We start from the raw sequence: 15524 nt of genomic DNA on the forward strand, positions 1-15524 counted from the left end.
GCTGGAATGGCTGGCCGACGAAGTCAACGCGCCGAGCGAGCCGGTTGCGGTCAAGCCGTTCGCCGTCGCCGCGCCGACGGCCGCTGCCGGTGACGCGCTGACGGCCGACATGGTCAACCGCTTGGTCGCATCGCGGCTGCCGGAGCAGGCGATCGTGTGCGACGAGGCGCTGACCTCGTCGGGCTTCTTCGATTATTCCTACGACGCGGCGCCGCACGATTATCTGCAGATCACCGGCGGGGCGATCGGGATCGGCATTCCGATGGCGGCGGGCGCTGCCGTGGCATGCCCGGGCCGCAAGGTGATCAACCTGCAGGCCGACGGCAGCGGCATGTACACGGTGCAGGGGCTTTGGACCCACGCCCGTGAGAACCTCGACGTGCTGACCATCGTGTTCTCGAACCGCTCCTACGCAACTTTGTGGGGCGAGATGAGCAAGGTTGGCGCACAGACGCCGGGCCGCAACGCGCAGCGCATGCTGCAGCTTGATCAGCCCGAACTCGACTGGACCAAGATGGCGCAGGGCCTCGGCGTCGAGGCGAGCCGCGCGACCACACTGGCGGAATTCAGCCGGGCGCTCGACGCGGCGCTGACACGGCGTGGCCCTTATCTCATCGAGGCGATGGTCTGATGCGGCGATTGTCTTCGTCACGATCAGCGACCTCATGGACGATCGATCAGTTTCAACTTCTTGTAACGCGGGGGATGGCATGAACAGACGTGAATTCGCCAAATTGGGCCTGATGGCCGGCGCGCTCGGCATCGGCGGCATGCCGCTGGGTATCACGCGCGCGGCGGGCCAGACCAAGGGTGGTACGCTCAACACCATCATCCAGCCGGAGCCGCCGATCCTGGTGACGGCGCTCAACCAGCAGCAGCCGACGCTGACGCTGGGCGGCAAGATCTACGAAAGCCTGCTGCGTTACGATTTCGATCTCAAGCCGATCCCCGGCCTCGCGCAGTCCTGGGAGATCTCGCCCGACAAGCTGACCTACACGTTCAAGCTGTTCCCCAACATCACCTTCCACGACGGCACACCGCTCACCTCGGAAGACGTGGTGTTCTCGATCACGAAGATTCTGATGGAGAACCACGCCCGGGCGCGCAACACCTTCTCGCGCATCGAGAAGGCCGAGGCGCCGGATCCACTCACCGTGGTGTTCAAGCTGAAGACGCCGTTTGCGCCATTCCTCACCGCGTTCGACTGCACCACCGCGCCGATCGTGCCGAAGCACATCTACGACGGCACCGACTATCGCAAGAACCCGGCTAACGCCAAGGCGATCGGCTCGGGCCCGTTCAAGCTGAAGGAATGGGTACGCGGTTCGCACGTCCATCTGGTCCGGCACGAAGGCTATTATCGTCCGGGCGAGCCGTATCTCGACGAGATCATCTACCGCGTCATTCCGGACTCCGCTTCGCGCTCGGTGGCGCTGGAGCAGGGGACGGTCCAGCTCACGCAGTGGACCGACGTCGAGCTGTTCGAGGTGCCGCGGCTGTCGAAGCTGCCGAACCTGACGATGACCACGAAGGGCTACGAATTCTTCGCGCCGCATACCTGGCTCGAATTCAACACCCGCATCGCCCCGATGAACGACAAGCGCTTCCGCCAGGCGGTGATGTACGCGATCGATCGTAAGGCGCTGCTGAACCGGATCTATTTCGGCCTCGGCAAGGTCGCGACCGGCCCGGTGTCGTCGAAGACCAAGTTCTACGAGAAGAACGTCAAGAACTACGACTACTCGCCCGACAAGGCGAAGGCGCTGCTCGACGAAATGGGGCTGAAGCCCGGTCCCGACGGCAAGCGCGTGTCGATTCCGTTTCTGGTGCCGCCTTATGGCGAGACCCATCAGCGGACGTCCGAGTTCCTGCGCCAGTCGCTCTCCCGCGTCGGCATCGATCTGCAGCTGCAGGGGATCGATGTCGCCGGCTGGGCCGACAAGTTCAGCAACTGGGATTTCTCCACCACCACGACCACGGTCTATCAGTTCGGCGATCCGGCACTCGGCGTGTCGCGCAGCTACGTGTCGTCGAACATCCGCAAGGGCATCCTGTTCTCCAACACCTGCGGCTACAACAATCCGGAAGTCGACAGGCTGTTCGAGGAGGCCGCCGTCGCGACCTCCGACGACAAGCGCCAGGAGGCCTACAGCGCCCTGCAGAAGATCATGGTCGAGGAGGTGCCGGTCGCCTGGCTGCTCGAAATCGACTATCCGAACTTCATGGACAAGCGGCTGAAGAACGTCGTGACCACCGCGATCGGCGTGCACGACACCTTCGGGACGGTTTCGTTCGGATGAGGGCGCTGGCGCTGTCCATCACCGGCAACCGCGGCGTGGCGATCGCGATAGCGATCGCCCAGTGGGTGGCGCGGTTCGTCGCGGTGGTCCTGGTGATCGCCACGTTCAACTTCGTGCTGGTGCATGCGGCGCCCGGCGATCCGGCGCAGGTGATGGCCGGGCAGAGCGGATCGGCCGACGAGCAGATGTTGGCTCAGCTGCGTGCGGAGTACGGCCTCGACAAGCCGTACCCGGTGCAGCTCGCGATCTACCTGAAACGGATCGTGACGCTGGACCTCGGTTACTCCTATCGGCAGCAGCGCAGTGTGCTGTCGCTGATTGGCGAGAGGCTGCCGGCGACGTTGCTGCTCACCTGCAGCGCGTTCCTGCTGTCGCTCGCGGCGGGCGTCTCGCTCGGCACGCTGGCCGGCGTCCGCGCCGGCAAATGGTCGGATACGGCGCTGACGATCGTGTCGCTGCTGCTCTACGCAATGCCTGTGTTCTGGCTCGGTCTGATGCTGGTGCTGCTGTTCTCGGTGAAACTCGACTGGCTGCCGGCGTTCGGCTACGTCAGTATCGGCGTGCCGATGACGCCGTTCGAACGTGCTCGGGATATCGCCGCCCACATGGTGCTGCCGGTGGTGTCGCTCGGTGCGGTGCTGATGGCGATCTACGCGCGGTTGATGCGGTCGGCGATCATCGACGTCGCGCATCAGGATTTCATCAAGACCGCGCGTGCCAAGGGCCTGAAGCGCGGCCAGATCATCATGCGCCACATGCTGCGCAACGCGGTGCTGCCGGTCGTCACGGTGGCCGGCATGCAGGCCGGAACGCTGGTCGGCGGCGCGGTGGTGATCGAGACGGTGTTCGCCTGGCCCGGTCTCGGGCGGCTGACCTTCGATGCGGTGTTGCAACGCGACTATCCTTTGATGCTCGGCATCTTCCTGGTGATGTCGGTGATCGTCATCCTGCTGAATTTCGTCACCGACACGATCTACCGGATCGTCGATCCGCGCGTGTCGCTGCGTGCGGCGTCCTGAGCGGAGGTTGAGATGGATCGGCTGAAGACCTTCCTGAGCCACCCGACCGGCGTGATCGGACTGATCATTCTGTTGGCCGTGGTGATCCTTGCGATCTGCGCGCCGACGCTGTTTCCCGATGATCCCTGGGAGATGGTGGGGGCTCCTTTCCAGCCGCCGGCCAGCGAAGGACTGCCGCTCGGCTCGGACATGCTCGGCCGCAACGTCGCGGCGGGCATTGCGTACGGGGCGCGGGTGTCGCTGACGATCGGGGTCGCGTCGACGCTCGCAGCGCTGTGCATCGGCGTGACGATCGGCGCGATCGCCGGATATTTCGGCGGCCGGGTCGATGATCTGATGATGCGGATCACCGAGCTGTTCCAGACCATTCCGGGCTTCATCCTCGCCATCCTGCTGGTCGCGACGATCGGGCCGACACTCACCAACGTCATCATCTCGATCGGCGCGGTGAGCTGGCCGCCGCTGGCGCGGCTGACGCGCGCTGAATTCCTGCGGCTGCGCGGCCGCGAGTTCGTGCAGGCGGCGGTGTGCCAGGGACAGGCACCGCTGATGGTGGCGCTGCGCCACATCCTGCCCAACGCGATCTCGCCGATAATCGTCACCGGTTCGCTGACGATCGCGACCGCGATCCTGATCGAAAGCGCGCTGAGCTTCATGGGACTGGGCGATCCCAACCTGATGTCGTGGGGCCTGATGATCGGCGCGTCGCGCACGGTGATCCGGCAGGCGTGGTGGATGAGCGTGTTTCCCGGCGTCGCCATCCTGCTTACGGTGCTGGCGATCAATCTGGTCGGCGAGGGCCTCAACGACACGCTGAACCCGCGCATCGCGCGAAAGGTGCGCAACGCATGAGCGACGAAACCCTGCTGTCCGTCGAGCATCTGTCGGTCGAACTGCCGCACGGCGGTGATCGCAGCCACGCCGTCTCCGATGTGTCGCTGAGCGTGGGGCGCAATGAGATCGTCTGCCTGGTCGGCGAGTCCGGTTCGGGCAAATCGATCACCGCGCATGCCGTGCTCGGCCTGCTGCCGCCGAGCCTCGAGATTGGCGCCGGCACGATCCGGTTTCGTGGTCAGGATCTCGCCCACGCCGACGAAGACACCATGCGAGGCCTGCGTGGTGGTGCGATCTCGATGATCTTCCAGGAGCCGCTCAGCGCGCTCAATCCGTTGGCGCGGGTCGGCCAGCAGATCGCCGAGGCGATCCTGGTGCACGCTGCGCCGCGCCCCAGCCGCGCCGAGCTGGATGCACGGGTGCTGGAACTGATCGGGGCGGTCGGCCTGCCGGACCCGGCGACACTGGTGCGCAGCTATCCGTTCCAGCTCTCCGGCGGACAGCGTCAGCGCGTGATGATCGCGATGGCGATGGCCAACAATCCGGCGCTGCTGCTCGCCGACGAGCCGACCACCGCGCTCGACGTCACGACTCAAAAACAGATTCTGGCGTTGATCCGCCGCCTGCAGGCCGAGCGCGGCATGGGCGTGTTGTTCATCACCCACGATTTCGGCGTGGTCGCCGACATCGCCGACCGCGTCGTAGTGATGCGCAACGGTCGCGTGGTCGAGCAGGGCAGCGTCGACGAAGTTCTGCGGCGCCCGAAGGACGACTACACCAAGGCGCTGATCGCCGCCGTGCCGGGCTCGCGGCCTGCATCGGAGGTCGATCGCAAGATCGAGGGCGAGCCGCTGCTCGACGCGCACGGCCTCAACAAGACCTTCGTTACCGGGCAGGGGCTGTTCCGCCCCGATCGGACCGTCGTCGCGGTGCGCGACGTCGCGCTCAGCCTGCGGCCGCGCGAGACGGTCGCAGTGGTCGGCGAGTCCGGCTCCGGCAAATCGACGCTCGGCCGCATCATCATGCGGCTGATCGAGCCCGATGCTGGCGCGATCGATTTCGCCGGCGCCGACTTCCTGCAGCTCCGCGGCGGCCAGCTGCGGGCGATGCGCCGCAAGGTGCAGATCGTGTTTCAGGATCCGTTCGCCGCGCTCGATCCACGGCAGAAGGTCGGCGACGCGATCGCGCGCGGGCCGATGGCGTATGGCGTGCCGCCCGCTGAGGCGATGGCTGATGCGAAACGGCTGCTGGCGCGGGTCGGCCTCGAGGCCAGCGCGGCCGGACGCTATCCGCACGAGTTCTCCGGCGGCCAGCGGCAGCGCATCTGCATCGCGCGGGCGCTGGCGCTGAAGCCGATGGTGCTGGTCGCGGACGAGGCGGTGTCGGCGCTCGACGTCTCGGTGCAGGCGCAGATCCTGGATCTGCTCGCCGAGCTGCGCGAGGAGATGAACCTCGCGATGCTGTTCATCACCCACGATCTGCGGGTCGCCGCGGAGATCGCCGATCGCATCGTGGTGATGCGCAGCGGCGAAATCGTCGAGCAGGGTGATACCAAGTCGGTGTTCACATCACCGCAGCACGCCTACACCCGCGCCTTGCTGGACGCGATCCCGGGCCGCAGCCTGTTCGCCGGGCCGCAGGCCGCCGCGACACCGGACATGATGACTGCGTAGTTGTTTGCTCTGTGAGACAACAGGTCGCTGTCAGCTCTGCCGACAGCGGACGATGTTTGCCCGCGACGGAGCCGCCGCTCCGACATGTGCGTTTGAACGTCGCGTCATGATCGGGGTGAGGCATCATCGTCGAGCGGGCTGCGATCCTGCGGCCGCCACACTGCAGATCGCTTCGATCAGGCGTGGGTGGAGTGGCGTCGGCAGGTCATGCCCCATGCCTTCGATCGGCACATAGATCGCATCCGGAATCGACAGCGCCGTGTCGCGGCCGCAGGCCTCCGGGATCAGCGCGTCGTCGGTGCCGTGAATGACCAATGTCGGCGCCGTGATCGTCTTGAGCCGCGCGCGCCGATCACCGGCGACGGCCATCGCGGCAATCTGCCGTGACGTGCCGGCCGGATCGTAGCCGCGCGCCGCCTCGTCGAGCAGAACGGCGCGATGTTCGGCTTCGTCGAACGCCGCGGCCGTTCCGGCAATCCGGCGCGCGAAGGCGAGGCGGGCCGCCAGAAAGCCCTCGGGGTCGACGGTGGGACCGGGCGCAGGCCGCAGCATCAGCGCCATGACGTCCGGCGCCGCCTGCGGCAGGGCCGGATTGCCGGTACTCGACATGATCGAGGTGAGGGAAACAACCCGGTCGGCGTGCTCGCTTGCGAGGATCTGCGCGATCATGCCGCCCATCGACCGTCCGACCATGTGGGCCCGCGCGATGCCGAGCGCATCGAGCAGGCCGATCGCGTCCATTGCCATGTCGTCGAGCGTGTAAGGCACGTCGGGTCGGCGCCCCGCCATCAGCGCGGCTGCAAGCGCTCCGAAGTCCGGCGGAGCCGCCGCGCCGAGATGCGTGGAGCAGCCGGCGTCGCGGTTATCGAAGCGGATGACGCGATACCCCCTGGCGGCGAGGTCTTCGCAGAACGGCTTGGTCCAGCGGATCATCTGCGTGCCCAACCCGGCGATCAGCAGAATGACTTCATCGGTCTCATCGCCGAACGCGTCCCAGGCCAGTTCGATGCCATTGGCCTTCACGAGCGGCATGGTGTGGTCTCCTTCCAGGAAAAGCACGCTGCTGCGAGGTCGGCCGCGATTGCGTCCCGCAGCCTGATAGGCCTGCTGAGACGTCCCGTCAATTATATCCGGGTAAAAATAGCTAGGCCCTGATTTAGGACCGCGGCTTCTCCTCGAGGACGCAGCGGCTAGGACGAAACGGTCACGGACTCGCGGCGGAACGCGCCGGGGCTGCGGGCCATCCACTTCTTGAAGGCGCGGTGAAAGGCGCTCGGCTCGGCAAAGCCGAGGTCGGCGGCGATGTCGCCGACCGGCTTCTGGTTCTCGGCCAGCCAGCGGATCGCGAGCGCGCGGCGGATCTCGTCCTTGATGGTCTGGTAGGTCTGGCCCTCTGCGCGCAGCCGACGGCGCAGCGTCGAGGCGGGGATCTTCATCTGCTTCGCCAGCGTCTCGAAGTTCGGCCACGCCGTCGGCGGCCTGGCGCGGAGCGTGGTGCGGATGGCGGCGGTCAGCGTCGCGTCGTGGCGATAGCGCACCAGAATGTTCGCCGGCGCAAGGCGTAGAAACTCCTTGAGCGCCCGCTCGGTTCGGTTGGTGCGCAGCGACAGAAACCGGGCGTCGAACACCAGCGCGCTTTCCGGCTGACCGAACCGCACCGGCGCTCCGAAGAACGATCGATAGTCGGCCGCCACTGCCGGCGGGCCGCAGGCGAAATCGACCCGGCGCAGCGGCAGCCGCCGGCCGACCAGCCAGCAGGCGACGCCGTGCACCACGATCCAGAAGGTGCGATAGGCGAAGGCGGAGCGTGGCCCGGCCTTGTCGTAAAGCACGATGCGGGCGAGGTCGCCTTCGACGCGCAATTCGCCCGACGGATCGTCCAAGGCGACTTTGAGAAAGCGCAGCGCGCGGTTAAGCGCCTGCTGCAGCGTGCCGGCATTCAGCACCGCGTGGCACAGCAGCGTGAACGAGCCCGGCCGCATCGGCCGTCCGCCGAGGCCGAAGAATTCGTCGTCCATCGCCGCCGCCACCGCCAGCCACAACGCACCGAACTGCGCGGCGGAGACGCGCTCGCGCACGGCGTCGGGAAGGCCGGCGGCTTCGAACACCGGCTCGGGCGCGATGCCCGCACGACGCAGACAGTCGGCCACCTCCTCGACAAACAGAGGCGAGATCGTGCGCCGCTCCATCCGCTGGTCCTCTCCCGGAAGTGGCAAAACCGATCACATTTCTAGGTCATTTTGGTCCTAGAAAGCCACAGGACTCCGCCGCTTAATCCGGCCGTGGATCGACGTGCGCCAGACCCTCGTGCCGACAACGAGGGCAAGAGACGACAAGGGAAGAAACACCATGAGCAAAGCCCACGCTGCGGCCGCAGCCGCTGAGGATTATGCCGACGCCCTGGCGCGGTTTCGCCGCGAGGATCTCGAAGCGCTGTTCGACGGTGACTTTGCGAACGGCATTAACGTTTGCATCGAATGCTGCGACCGTCATGTCGCGGGCGGCGGCGTGGCGCTCGATTGGGAAAGCCAGGACGGCCGCACGGCGTCCTTCAGCTTCGCCCAGATGAAGGACTATGCGGCGCGCGTCGCGAATCTCCTTGTGGCCCAAGGCGTGAAACCCGGCGATGTGGTCGCCGGCATGTTGCCGCGAACGCCGGAGTTGCTGGCGCTGATCCTCGGCACCTGGCGCGCCGGCGCGGTGTATCAGCCGCTGTTCACCGCGTTCGGTCCGAAGGCGATCGAGCATCGCCTGAAGATGAGCGGCGCCAAGCTGGTCGTCACCGATCCGGCCAACCGCGCCAAGCTCGCCGACGTGGTCGATTGTCCGACCGTGGCGGTCGTGACGCGGCCTGGCGAGAGCGTGCCGCTCGGCGACCTTGATTTTCATGCCGAGATTGCGTCGAAGTCGGCGACATTCGAGCCGGTGCTGCGCAAGGGCACCGATCTGTTCCTCATGATGTCGACCTCCGGCACCACCGGGCTGCCGAAGGGCGTGCCGGTGCCGATCAACGCGCTGCCGGCGTTCTATTCCTACATGCGCGACGCGGTCGACCTGCGCGCCGACGACAGTTTCTGGAACATCGCCGATCCAGGCTGGGCCTATGGCTTGTACTACGCGGTCACCGGGCCGCTGCTGCTCGGCCATGCCACCACCTTCTACGACGGACCGTTCACCGCCGAGAGCACCTACGGCCTGATCAAGCGCCGAGGCATCACCAATCTGGCCGGCGCGCCGACTGCGTATCGGCTGCTGATCGCGGCGGGGCCTGAGGCGGCCGCGCCGGTGAAGGGCCAGCTTCGCGTCGTCAGCAGCGCCGGCGAGCCGCTCAATCCGGAAGTGATCCGCTGGTTCGCCGAGCATCTCGCCGCGCCGATCCACGATCACTATGGCCAGACCGAGCTCGGCATGGTGGTCAACAATCACCACCGCCTGCGCCACACCGTGCATCCGGGTTCGGCGGGTCTGGCGATGCCCGGCTTCCGCGTCGCGGTGCTCGACGAGCAGAGCAACGAGCTGCCGCCGAACGTGCCGGGCATCCTCAGCGTCGATCTCACGCGTTCGCCGCTGATGTGGTTCTCCGGCTATTGGCAGCAGGAGACGCCGGCGATCGGAGGCGGTTACTACCGCACCGGCGACACCGTCGAGCTGGAGCCGGACGGCTCGATCAGCTTCGTCGGCCGTGCCGACGATGTCATCACCTCGTCGGGCTATCGGATCGGCCCGTTCGACGTTGAAAGCGCGCTGATCGAGCACGCGGCGGTGGTCGAGGCGGCGGTGATCGGCAAGCCCGATCCCGAGCGCACCGAAATCGTCAAAGCCTATGTGGTACTCGCCAAGGACGTGACGCCGTCCGAGACGCTGGCCGAGGAGCTGCGCCAATACGTCAAGAAGCGGCTGTCGGCCCACGCTTATCCGCGCGAGATCGAGTTCCTCGAGCAGTTGCCGAAGACTCCCAGCGGCAAGCTGCAGCGCTTCATCCTGCGCAAGCGCGAGACCGATCAGTTGCGCGACGGGCAGGGCGCGACGTCCTCGGCGGCCTGAGAAACGAACTCATAAAACAAACCAAACGCAGGGAGATCTCCCATGACCCACGATCCTATCGTTATCGTCGGCTCCGCGCGCACCCCGATGGGCGGCTTTCAGGGCGAGCTGAAGGATGCCACCGCACCGCAGCTCGGCTCGGCCGCGATCACCGCCGCGGTCGAGCGCGCCGGGCTGAAGCCGGACGCGATCGACGAAGTCGTGTTCGGCTGCGTGCTGCCGGCCGGTCAGGGCCAGGCCCCGGCGCGGCAGGCTTCGCTCGGTGCCGGCCTGCCGCTGTCGGCGGGCTGCACAACTATCAACAAGATGTGCGGCTCCGGCATGAAGGCGACGATGTTGGCGCATGATCTGCTGATCGCCGGCAGCGCGACCGTCGCGGTCGCCGGCGGCATGGAGAGCATGACCAACGCGCCGTATCTGCTCGACCGCGCCCGCGGCGGCTATCGCATGGGCCATGGCCGGGTGATCGACCACATGTTCCTCGACGGCCTCGAAGATGCCTACGACAAGGGCCGGCTGATGGGCACCTTCGCCGAGGACTGCGCGCAGGCCTATCAGTTCACCCGCGAAGCGCAGGACAACTTCGCCATCACCTCGCTGACCCGCGCCCAGACAGCGATCAAGGACGGCTCGTTCGCCCGCGAGATCACGCCGGTGACGCTGAAGTCCGGCAAGTCGGAAGTAACCGTGACCACCGACGAGCAGCCGCTGAAGGCCAAGCTCGACAAGATCCCGACGCTGAAGCCGGCGTTCCGCGAGGGCGGCACGGTAACGGCGGCGAACGCGTCGTCGATCTCCGACGGCGCCGCCGCGCTGGTGCTGATGCGCCGCTCCGAAGCGGACAAGCGCGGCCTCAAGCCGCTCGCCGCGATCGCCGGCCATTCCACCCACGCGCACGAGCCTGCGCTGTTCGCCACCGCGCCGATCGGCGCGATCCGCACGCTGAGCGAGCGCACCGGCTGGAAGCTCGCCGACGTCGATCTGTTCGAAGTCAACGAGGCGTTCGCGGTGGTGGCGCTGGCGGCGATGCACGATCTCGGCTTGCCGCACGACAAGCTCAACGTCCATGGCGGCGCTTGCGCGCTCGGCCACCCGATCGGCGCCTCCGGCGCGCGCGTACTGGTGACGCTGCTGGCGGCGCTGGAGAAGTACGACCTCAAGCGCGGCATTGCCTCGCTGTGCATCGGCGGCGGCGAAGCCACCGCGGTCGCGGTCGAGCGGCTGTCGTGAGGTGAGCGCGCCATGATCCTCACCGAACTGCAGACCCAGATCCGCGACACCGCGCGCGACTTCGCGCGTGAACGTCTGGCTCCGACCGCGGCGGCGCGCGATGCCGCGCACGCCTTTCCGCGCGCTGAACTCACCGAGATGGGCCAGCTCGGCTTCCTCGGAATGCTGGTGCCGGAAGCCTATGGCGGCTCCGACACCGGCATGGTGGCCTATACGCTGGCGCTCGAAGAGATCGCCGCCGGCGACGGCGCGTGCTCGACCATCGTCAGCGTGCATTCGTCCGTGGGCTGCATGCCGATCCTGAAGTTCGGCACCGACGCGCAGAAGCAGCGCTTTCTGCCGAAGCTCGCCAGCGGCGAATGGATCGGCGGTTTCGCGCTGACCGAACCGCAGGCCGGCTCGGACGCCTCGAACCTGCGCACCACCGCGCGCCGTGACGGCGATCATTACGTCATCAACGGCGCCAAGCAGTTCATCACTTCGGGGCAGAACGGCCAACTGATCATCCTGTTCGCCGTCACCGATCCGACCGCCGGCAAGAAGGGCATCACCGCCTTCATCGTGCCGACCGATACGCCGGGCTACGAGGTGGTGCGGGTCGAGGACAAGCTCGGCCAGCATTCGTCCGACACCTGCCAGCTCGCTTTCAACGACATGCGGATTCCCGCTGACCTGCGGCTCGGCGCCGAGGGCGAGGGGCTGAAGATCGCGCTGTCGAATCTCGAAGGCGGCCGGATCGGCATCGCGTCGCAGGCCGTCGGCATGGCGCGCGCCGCGTTCGAGGCGGCACGTGACTACGCGCGCGACCGCGTCACATTCGGCAAGCCGATCATCGAGCATCAGGCGGTGGCGTTTCGGCTCGCCGACATGGCGACCCGCATCGCCGCCGCGCGGCAGATGGTGCTGCACGCCGCCAGCCTGCGCGAGGCTGGGCTGCCGTGCCTGACCGAAGCCTCGATGGCCAAGCTGTTCGCCTCCGAGGTTGCCGAAGCAGTGTGCTCGTCGGCGATCCAGACGCTCGGCGGTTATGGTTACTTGAAGGACTTTCCGGTCGAGCGGATCTATCGCGACGTTCGCGTCTGCCAGATCTACGAAGGCACCAGCGACGTCCAGCGCATCGTGATCTCGCGCAATCTGTAACGGCAATCGAAGGTCGGCGTCGGATCTGCGACCATCGCCTCTCGGCGCCGGCAACCCTGCGGCCGATGCCGCAGCTCTTCTTAACCCGATGGTGAAAGACGCCCCAGCGGGCTGCCTGAGAATTCGCCGCTCGGTTCTGGGAGTATCACCGGGGCGCCCGCGCCTTGGCCGGATGGCGGCCTGTATTGATCAGTTGCTCTGACCCGCCTTGAGCAGACTTGCGTAACGCTTATCACAGTTCCGACGCCTGAGCATCCGGTAGCACCGGTGATCTACCGTCGTGTCGCCGTGCCGTTCATACAAGCCTTTGAATGTGTCGCTCTGCTCGGTGGCAGATGCAGAGAGCGCGTGATGCCAAGCCCAGCAGAGTTAATCAATTATGTTGATTTTTCGTGGCAATTTTTCGATCTTTGTGGCAAGATGGGTACCGTAATTAGGCGAAGACTTTTTGGAACATCAGTAAGCGGAGCGTTTTCATGCCGCAGAGATCAATTAATACGGTGATAGTCGAGCCGCAAAGTCTCGTGCGCGACATCCTGTCGTCGCTTCTCGTCCCGCATTCGTTCAATATCATCGGCACCTTCGCCACAATTCACAAATTCGACGACGTCCATCGAACCTTGGATGACGTCGATCTGACTATTCTGAGTGGACAGAGTGTCGACCAGGCGGTGGCCACCGCGGAGGTGATGCTTGCTGCTTGCCCTGGTGGCAAAGTGGTCTTCCTGTTCGATGTGCTTTCTTCTGAAGAGATGCGTCGCCTCTGCAGTACGCCGATCGATGGCTGCGTGTCGCTGCATGTGTCTCATGACCTGCTGATGAGATCGATCGACCTCGTCGTCGAGGACAATGTTCGACTTTTTACTCTCGACGAGACCGTTCCTCGTTCGGAACCCAACACGCCGGCTCGGCGGAGTGAATTGGTGATTGATGGAACTCTCGAGTCTGGGAACTGGTCGAAAGATCGGAGTATGCGTCTGGAGAGCGCCTTCTTCCATGAGGGGAACGTCTTCAGGGACGAGAGCGGGACGAGTAGTTCAGTGATCGGAAAGGGGGGGCATCGTCGGCATTGAATTCTGGTGAACTGCTTGGAGTTCGATCTGGCGAATTCGACTGGTTGAGAATGTACGGAGGTGGCGATCGGCCGGTGAGTAGTGGTCCGTGGCTGCGTGCCATGAAGTTCGATGCTTCATTAGGTCCTCCATCGTGTTGTCGTGCTTGATAGTCGGGCGGGGGTCTTATGCAGACGAGATCGATTTCAACTGTCATCGTTGGCCCTCACAAGCTGCTGCGAGTCGGCATATCGCATCTGATCGAGGAGTTCCTCTTCAATGTCGTCGCTACATTCGGCTCGATCGAAGAAGCCGGCCAGAACAGATTAGCCAACCACGATCCTGAGCTGCTGTTGATCTGCATTCAAAGCACCGAACGTGCTTTGAAGGATCTGTCCAAAGTCCGCGAGCAATGGCCGGCCTGCAAGGTCGTGCTGCTGTTCGATCAGTTGCCTCCCCAACAACTGCAGCAGCTCGGACAGGCATCGATCGACGGTTGCATTCCTCTTCGAGTGTCCCGGGAATTGCTGGTGCGAACCCTGAAGCTGATTGTGTGGGGCAGCGGGCGCATATTGATTCACGGCGAAGCCTCAACAGATGGCGCGGCCAAGACCGGAATGCGAAGCGCGCGTGAAGCCGAGCCGCATCAACGGAAGGAGCAGAGCCTCGACGGTCCGGCTGCGATGGTGGATATGGCCGAGCAAGACGCGAGTGCGGGCGCCGAACAGGAGGATCTCGCCCTGACATTCGATCCTGTCGGATCGACGCTTCCTGCATCCGGTCAGTCGTCACAGTTCCCCATGCTGTCGGCCCGGGAGGAATCGATCCTTGATGGATTGGTCAGGGGCCTTTCCAACAAGCAGATCGCCCGTGAATGCGGGATCACCGAAGCGACCGTCAAAGTTCATATGAAATCCATCCTTAGGAAGATCCAAGTATCCAATCGAACGCAAGCGGCGATCTGGGCGCTCGATCGAAAAGCCGCTCTCACGTCAGCGATGCGGTAGAACGAGGGGCGGACGGTGGCGTCGGCAGCCTCGCATGATGGGCGATGATATCGATCTTCGCGGCGCCGGCATCGACCAAAGGACCATCGAGGTCCAGAGCCAGGCGCGATCCGACTTGAGCATCATACGTCAACCATACGGGGTGGCGTGATGTTGAAGGCGTCGATCGACTTCCATGTGTCTCCTGCCGGTGCGGAACGGGATCAGGCGCCGGCGTAACCGGCGGGATTCATCGACTGCCAGCGACAGTGGTCGGCGCACATCTGCATCAGCGAGCGGGTCGACTTCCATCCCATGACGGTCCTGGCCAGCGACGGGTCGGCGTAGCAGGCCGCGACGTCGCCGGTCCGGCGTTCGCCGATCTCGTAGGGCACGGAGCGGCCGCTGACGGCCTCGAAGGTGCGAATGACCTGCAGCACGCTGCTGCCTTCGCCGGTACCGAGATTGAGGGTGAGGATGCCGGGTTCCTTCAGTTGCCTGAGGGCGCCGAGATGGCCCTCCGCCAGGTCGCAGACGTGGATGAAGTCCCGCACCCCGGTGCCGTCAGGCGTCGGATAGTCGCTTCCCCACACCGTGAGTTTATCCCGCCGTCCGATGGCGACCTGGGCCACGAAGGGCATCAGGTTGTTCGGGACGCCGAGCGGATCCTCGCCGATCAGTCCGCTCTCGTGGGCGCCAACCGGATTGAAGTAGCGCAAGATGCCGATACGCCAGTCCCCTCGGGAAGCATGCATGTCCCTCAGCATTTCCTCGACGAAGAACTTGGTGCGGCCGTACGGGTTGGTCGGCGCCAATGAGTGCGACTCGTCGAGCGGAAGGTAGGAGGGGGCGCCGTAAACGGTGGCAGACGAACTGAACACGATGGTCGCGACGCCGGCCCGTTGCATGGCAGCGAGCAGCCGCATCGATCCGACCACGTTGTTGTCGTAGTAACTCAGGGGCCGCTCGTTGGATTCGCCGACTGCCTTGAGGCCGGCGAGGTGAATGACCGCGGTCACACTGTAATTCTTCAGAACCTGATAGACCGCCTCTTCGTCGCGGACATCCGCCTGTTGAAAATGGACCTGTCTGCCGCAGATGGAGTGCACGCGCGCCAGCGACGCCGGGTTGCTGTTGGACAGATTGTCGAGCACGACCACGTCGAGGCCGGCATCGAGCAGCGCGACCGCAACGTGGGACCCGATGTAGCCTGCGCCTCCGGTCAGCAAGATCATGGGCGTTCTCT

13 protein-coding genes are annotated in these 15524 nt (G+C 65.2%); 10 read left to right on the forward strand and 3 right to left on the reverse strand.

The features are described 5' to 3' along the window. From IP86_RS18785 to IP86_RS18805, 5 genes are all read left to right on the forward strand, one after another. Window positions 1–631, forward strand: a 631-nt coding sequence (locus IP86_RS18785; protein ID WP_245290664.1) for a thiamine pyrophosphate-dependent enzyme, incomplete at its 5' end; no start/stop codon positions are given. 79 nt (window positions 632–710) lie between these two features. Continuing rightward, window positions 711–2300, forward strand: coding sequence for an ABC transporter substrate-binding protein (locus IP86_RS18790; RefSeq protein WP_054163957.1), 1590 nt, complete (start codon window positions 711–713; stop codon window positions 2298–2300). Continuing rightward, window positions 2297–3319 carry an ABC transporter permease gene (locus IP86_RS18795; protein ID WP_054163958.1) on the forward strand — a complete coding sequence of 341 codons (1023 nt, stop codon included), beginning with the start codon at window positions 2297–2299 and terminating at the stop codon, window positions 3317–3319. The genes IP86_RS18790 and IP86_RS18795 overlap by 4 nt, the downstream gene beginning before the upstream one ends. A 12-nt stretch (window positions 3320–3331) precedes the next feature. Beyond that, window positions 3332–4171, forward strand: coding sequence for an ABC transporter permease (locus IP86_RS18800; protein ID WP_054163959.1), 840 nt, complete (start codon window positions 3332–3334; stop codon window positions 4169–4171). Continuing rightward, window positions 4168–5826, forward strand: coding sequence for an ABC transporter ATP-binding protein (locus tag IP86_RS18805; RefSeq protein ID WP_054163960.1), 1659 nt, complete (start codon window positions 4168–4170; stop codon window positions 5824–5826). Before IP86_RS18800 ends, IP86_RS18805 begins: the two co-directional genes overlap by 4 nt. A gap of 123 nt (window positions 5827–5949) precedes the next feature. On the opposite strand, the gene IP86_RS18810 is transcribed toward IP86_RS18805, so the two are convergent. Together IP86_RS18810 and IP86_RS18815 are read right to left on the reverse strand one after the other, a co-directional pair. Then, window positions 5950–7074, reverse strand: a complete 1125-nt coding sequence (locus IP86_RS18810; protein ID WP_349509538.1) for an alpha/beta fold hydrolase — start codon at window positions 7072–7074, stop codon at window positions 5950–5952. Further along, a complete protein-coding gene (locus IP86_RS18815; RefSeq protein WP_054163962.1) occupies window positions 7017–8015 on the reverse strand; it encodes an AraC family transcriptional regulator in 999 nt (332 codons plus the stop codon). Before IP86_RS18815 ends, IP86_RS18810 begins: the two co-directional genes overlap by 58 nt. 160 nt (window positions 8016–8175) lie before the next feature. Between IP86_RS18815 and IP86_RS18820 the strand changes: the two genes are divergently transcribed. The 5 genes from IP86_RS18820 (at window position 8176) to IP86_RS29440 (ending at window position 14299) form a co-directional block, all read left to right on the forward strand. Further along, complete coding sequence (locus IP86_RS18820; RefSeq protein WP_054163963.1) at window positions 8176–9870, forward strand: acyl-CoA synthetase; 1695 nt, start codon at window positions 8176–8178, stop codon at window positions 9868–9870. Between the two features lie 42 nt (window positions 9871–9912). Next, window positions 9913–11100, forward strand: a complete 1188-nt coding sequence (locus IP86_RS18825) for an acetyl-CoA C-acyltransferase (RefSeq protein WP_054163964.1) — start codon at window positions 9913–9915, stop codon at window positions 11098–11100. A 12-nt stretch (window positions 11101–11112) separates the two neighbouring features. After that, window positions 11113–12240, forward strand: a complete 1128-nt coding sequence (locus IP86_RS18830) for an acyl-CoA dehydrogenase family protein (protein ID WP_054163965.1) — start codon at window positions 11113–11115, stop codon at window positions 12238–12240. Window positions 12241–12716: 476 nt separating this feature from the next. Further along, window positions 12717–13313: a hypothetical protein gene (locus tag IP86_RS18835; RefSeq protein ID WP_156332550.1), complete on the forward strand. Its 597-nt coding sequence runs from the start codon at window positions 12717–12719 to the stop codon at window positions 13311–13313. 167 nt (window positions 13314–13480) lie between these two features. Beyond that, window positions 13481–14299, forward strand: a complete 819-nt coding sequence (locus tag IP86_RS29440) for a helix-turn-helix transcriptional regulator (protein ID WP_054163967.1) — start codon at window positions 13481–13483, stop codon at window positions 14297–14299. A gap of 203 nt (window positions 14300–14502) precedes the next feature. On the opposite strand, the gene galE is transcribed toward IP86_RS29440, so the two are convergent. Beyond that, window positions 14503–15513: a UDP-glucose 4-epimerase GalE gene (gene galE, locus IP86_RS18845; RefSeq protein ID WP_054163968.1), complete on the reverse strand. Its 1011-nt coding sequence runs from the start codon at window positions 15511–15513 to the stop codon at window positions 14503–14505. Window positions 15514–15524: the final 11 nt, after the last annotated feature.

The sequence above is a fragment of the Rhodopseudomonas sp. AAP120 genome (assembly GCF_001295845.1).
Lineage (GTDB): Bacteria > Pseudomonadota > Alphaproteobacteria > Rhizobiales > Xanthobacteraceae > Rhodopseudomonas.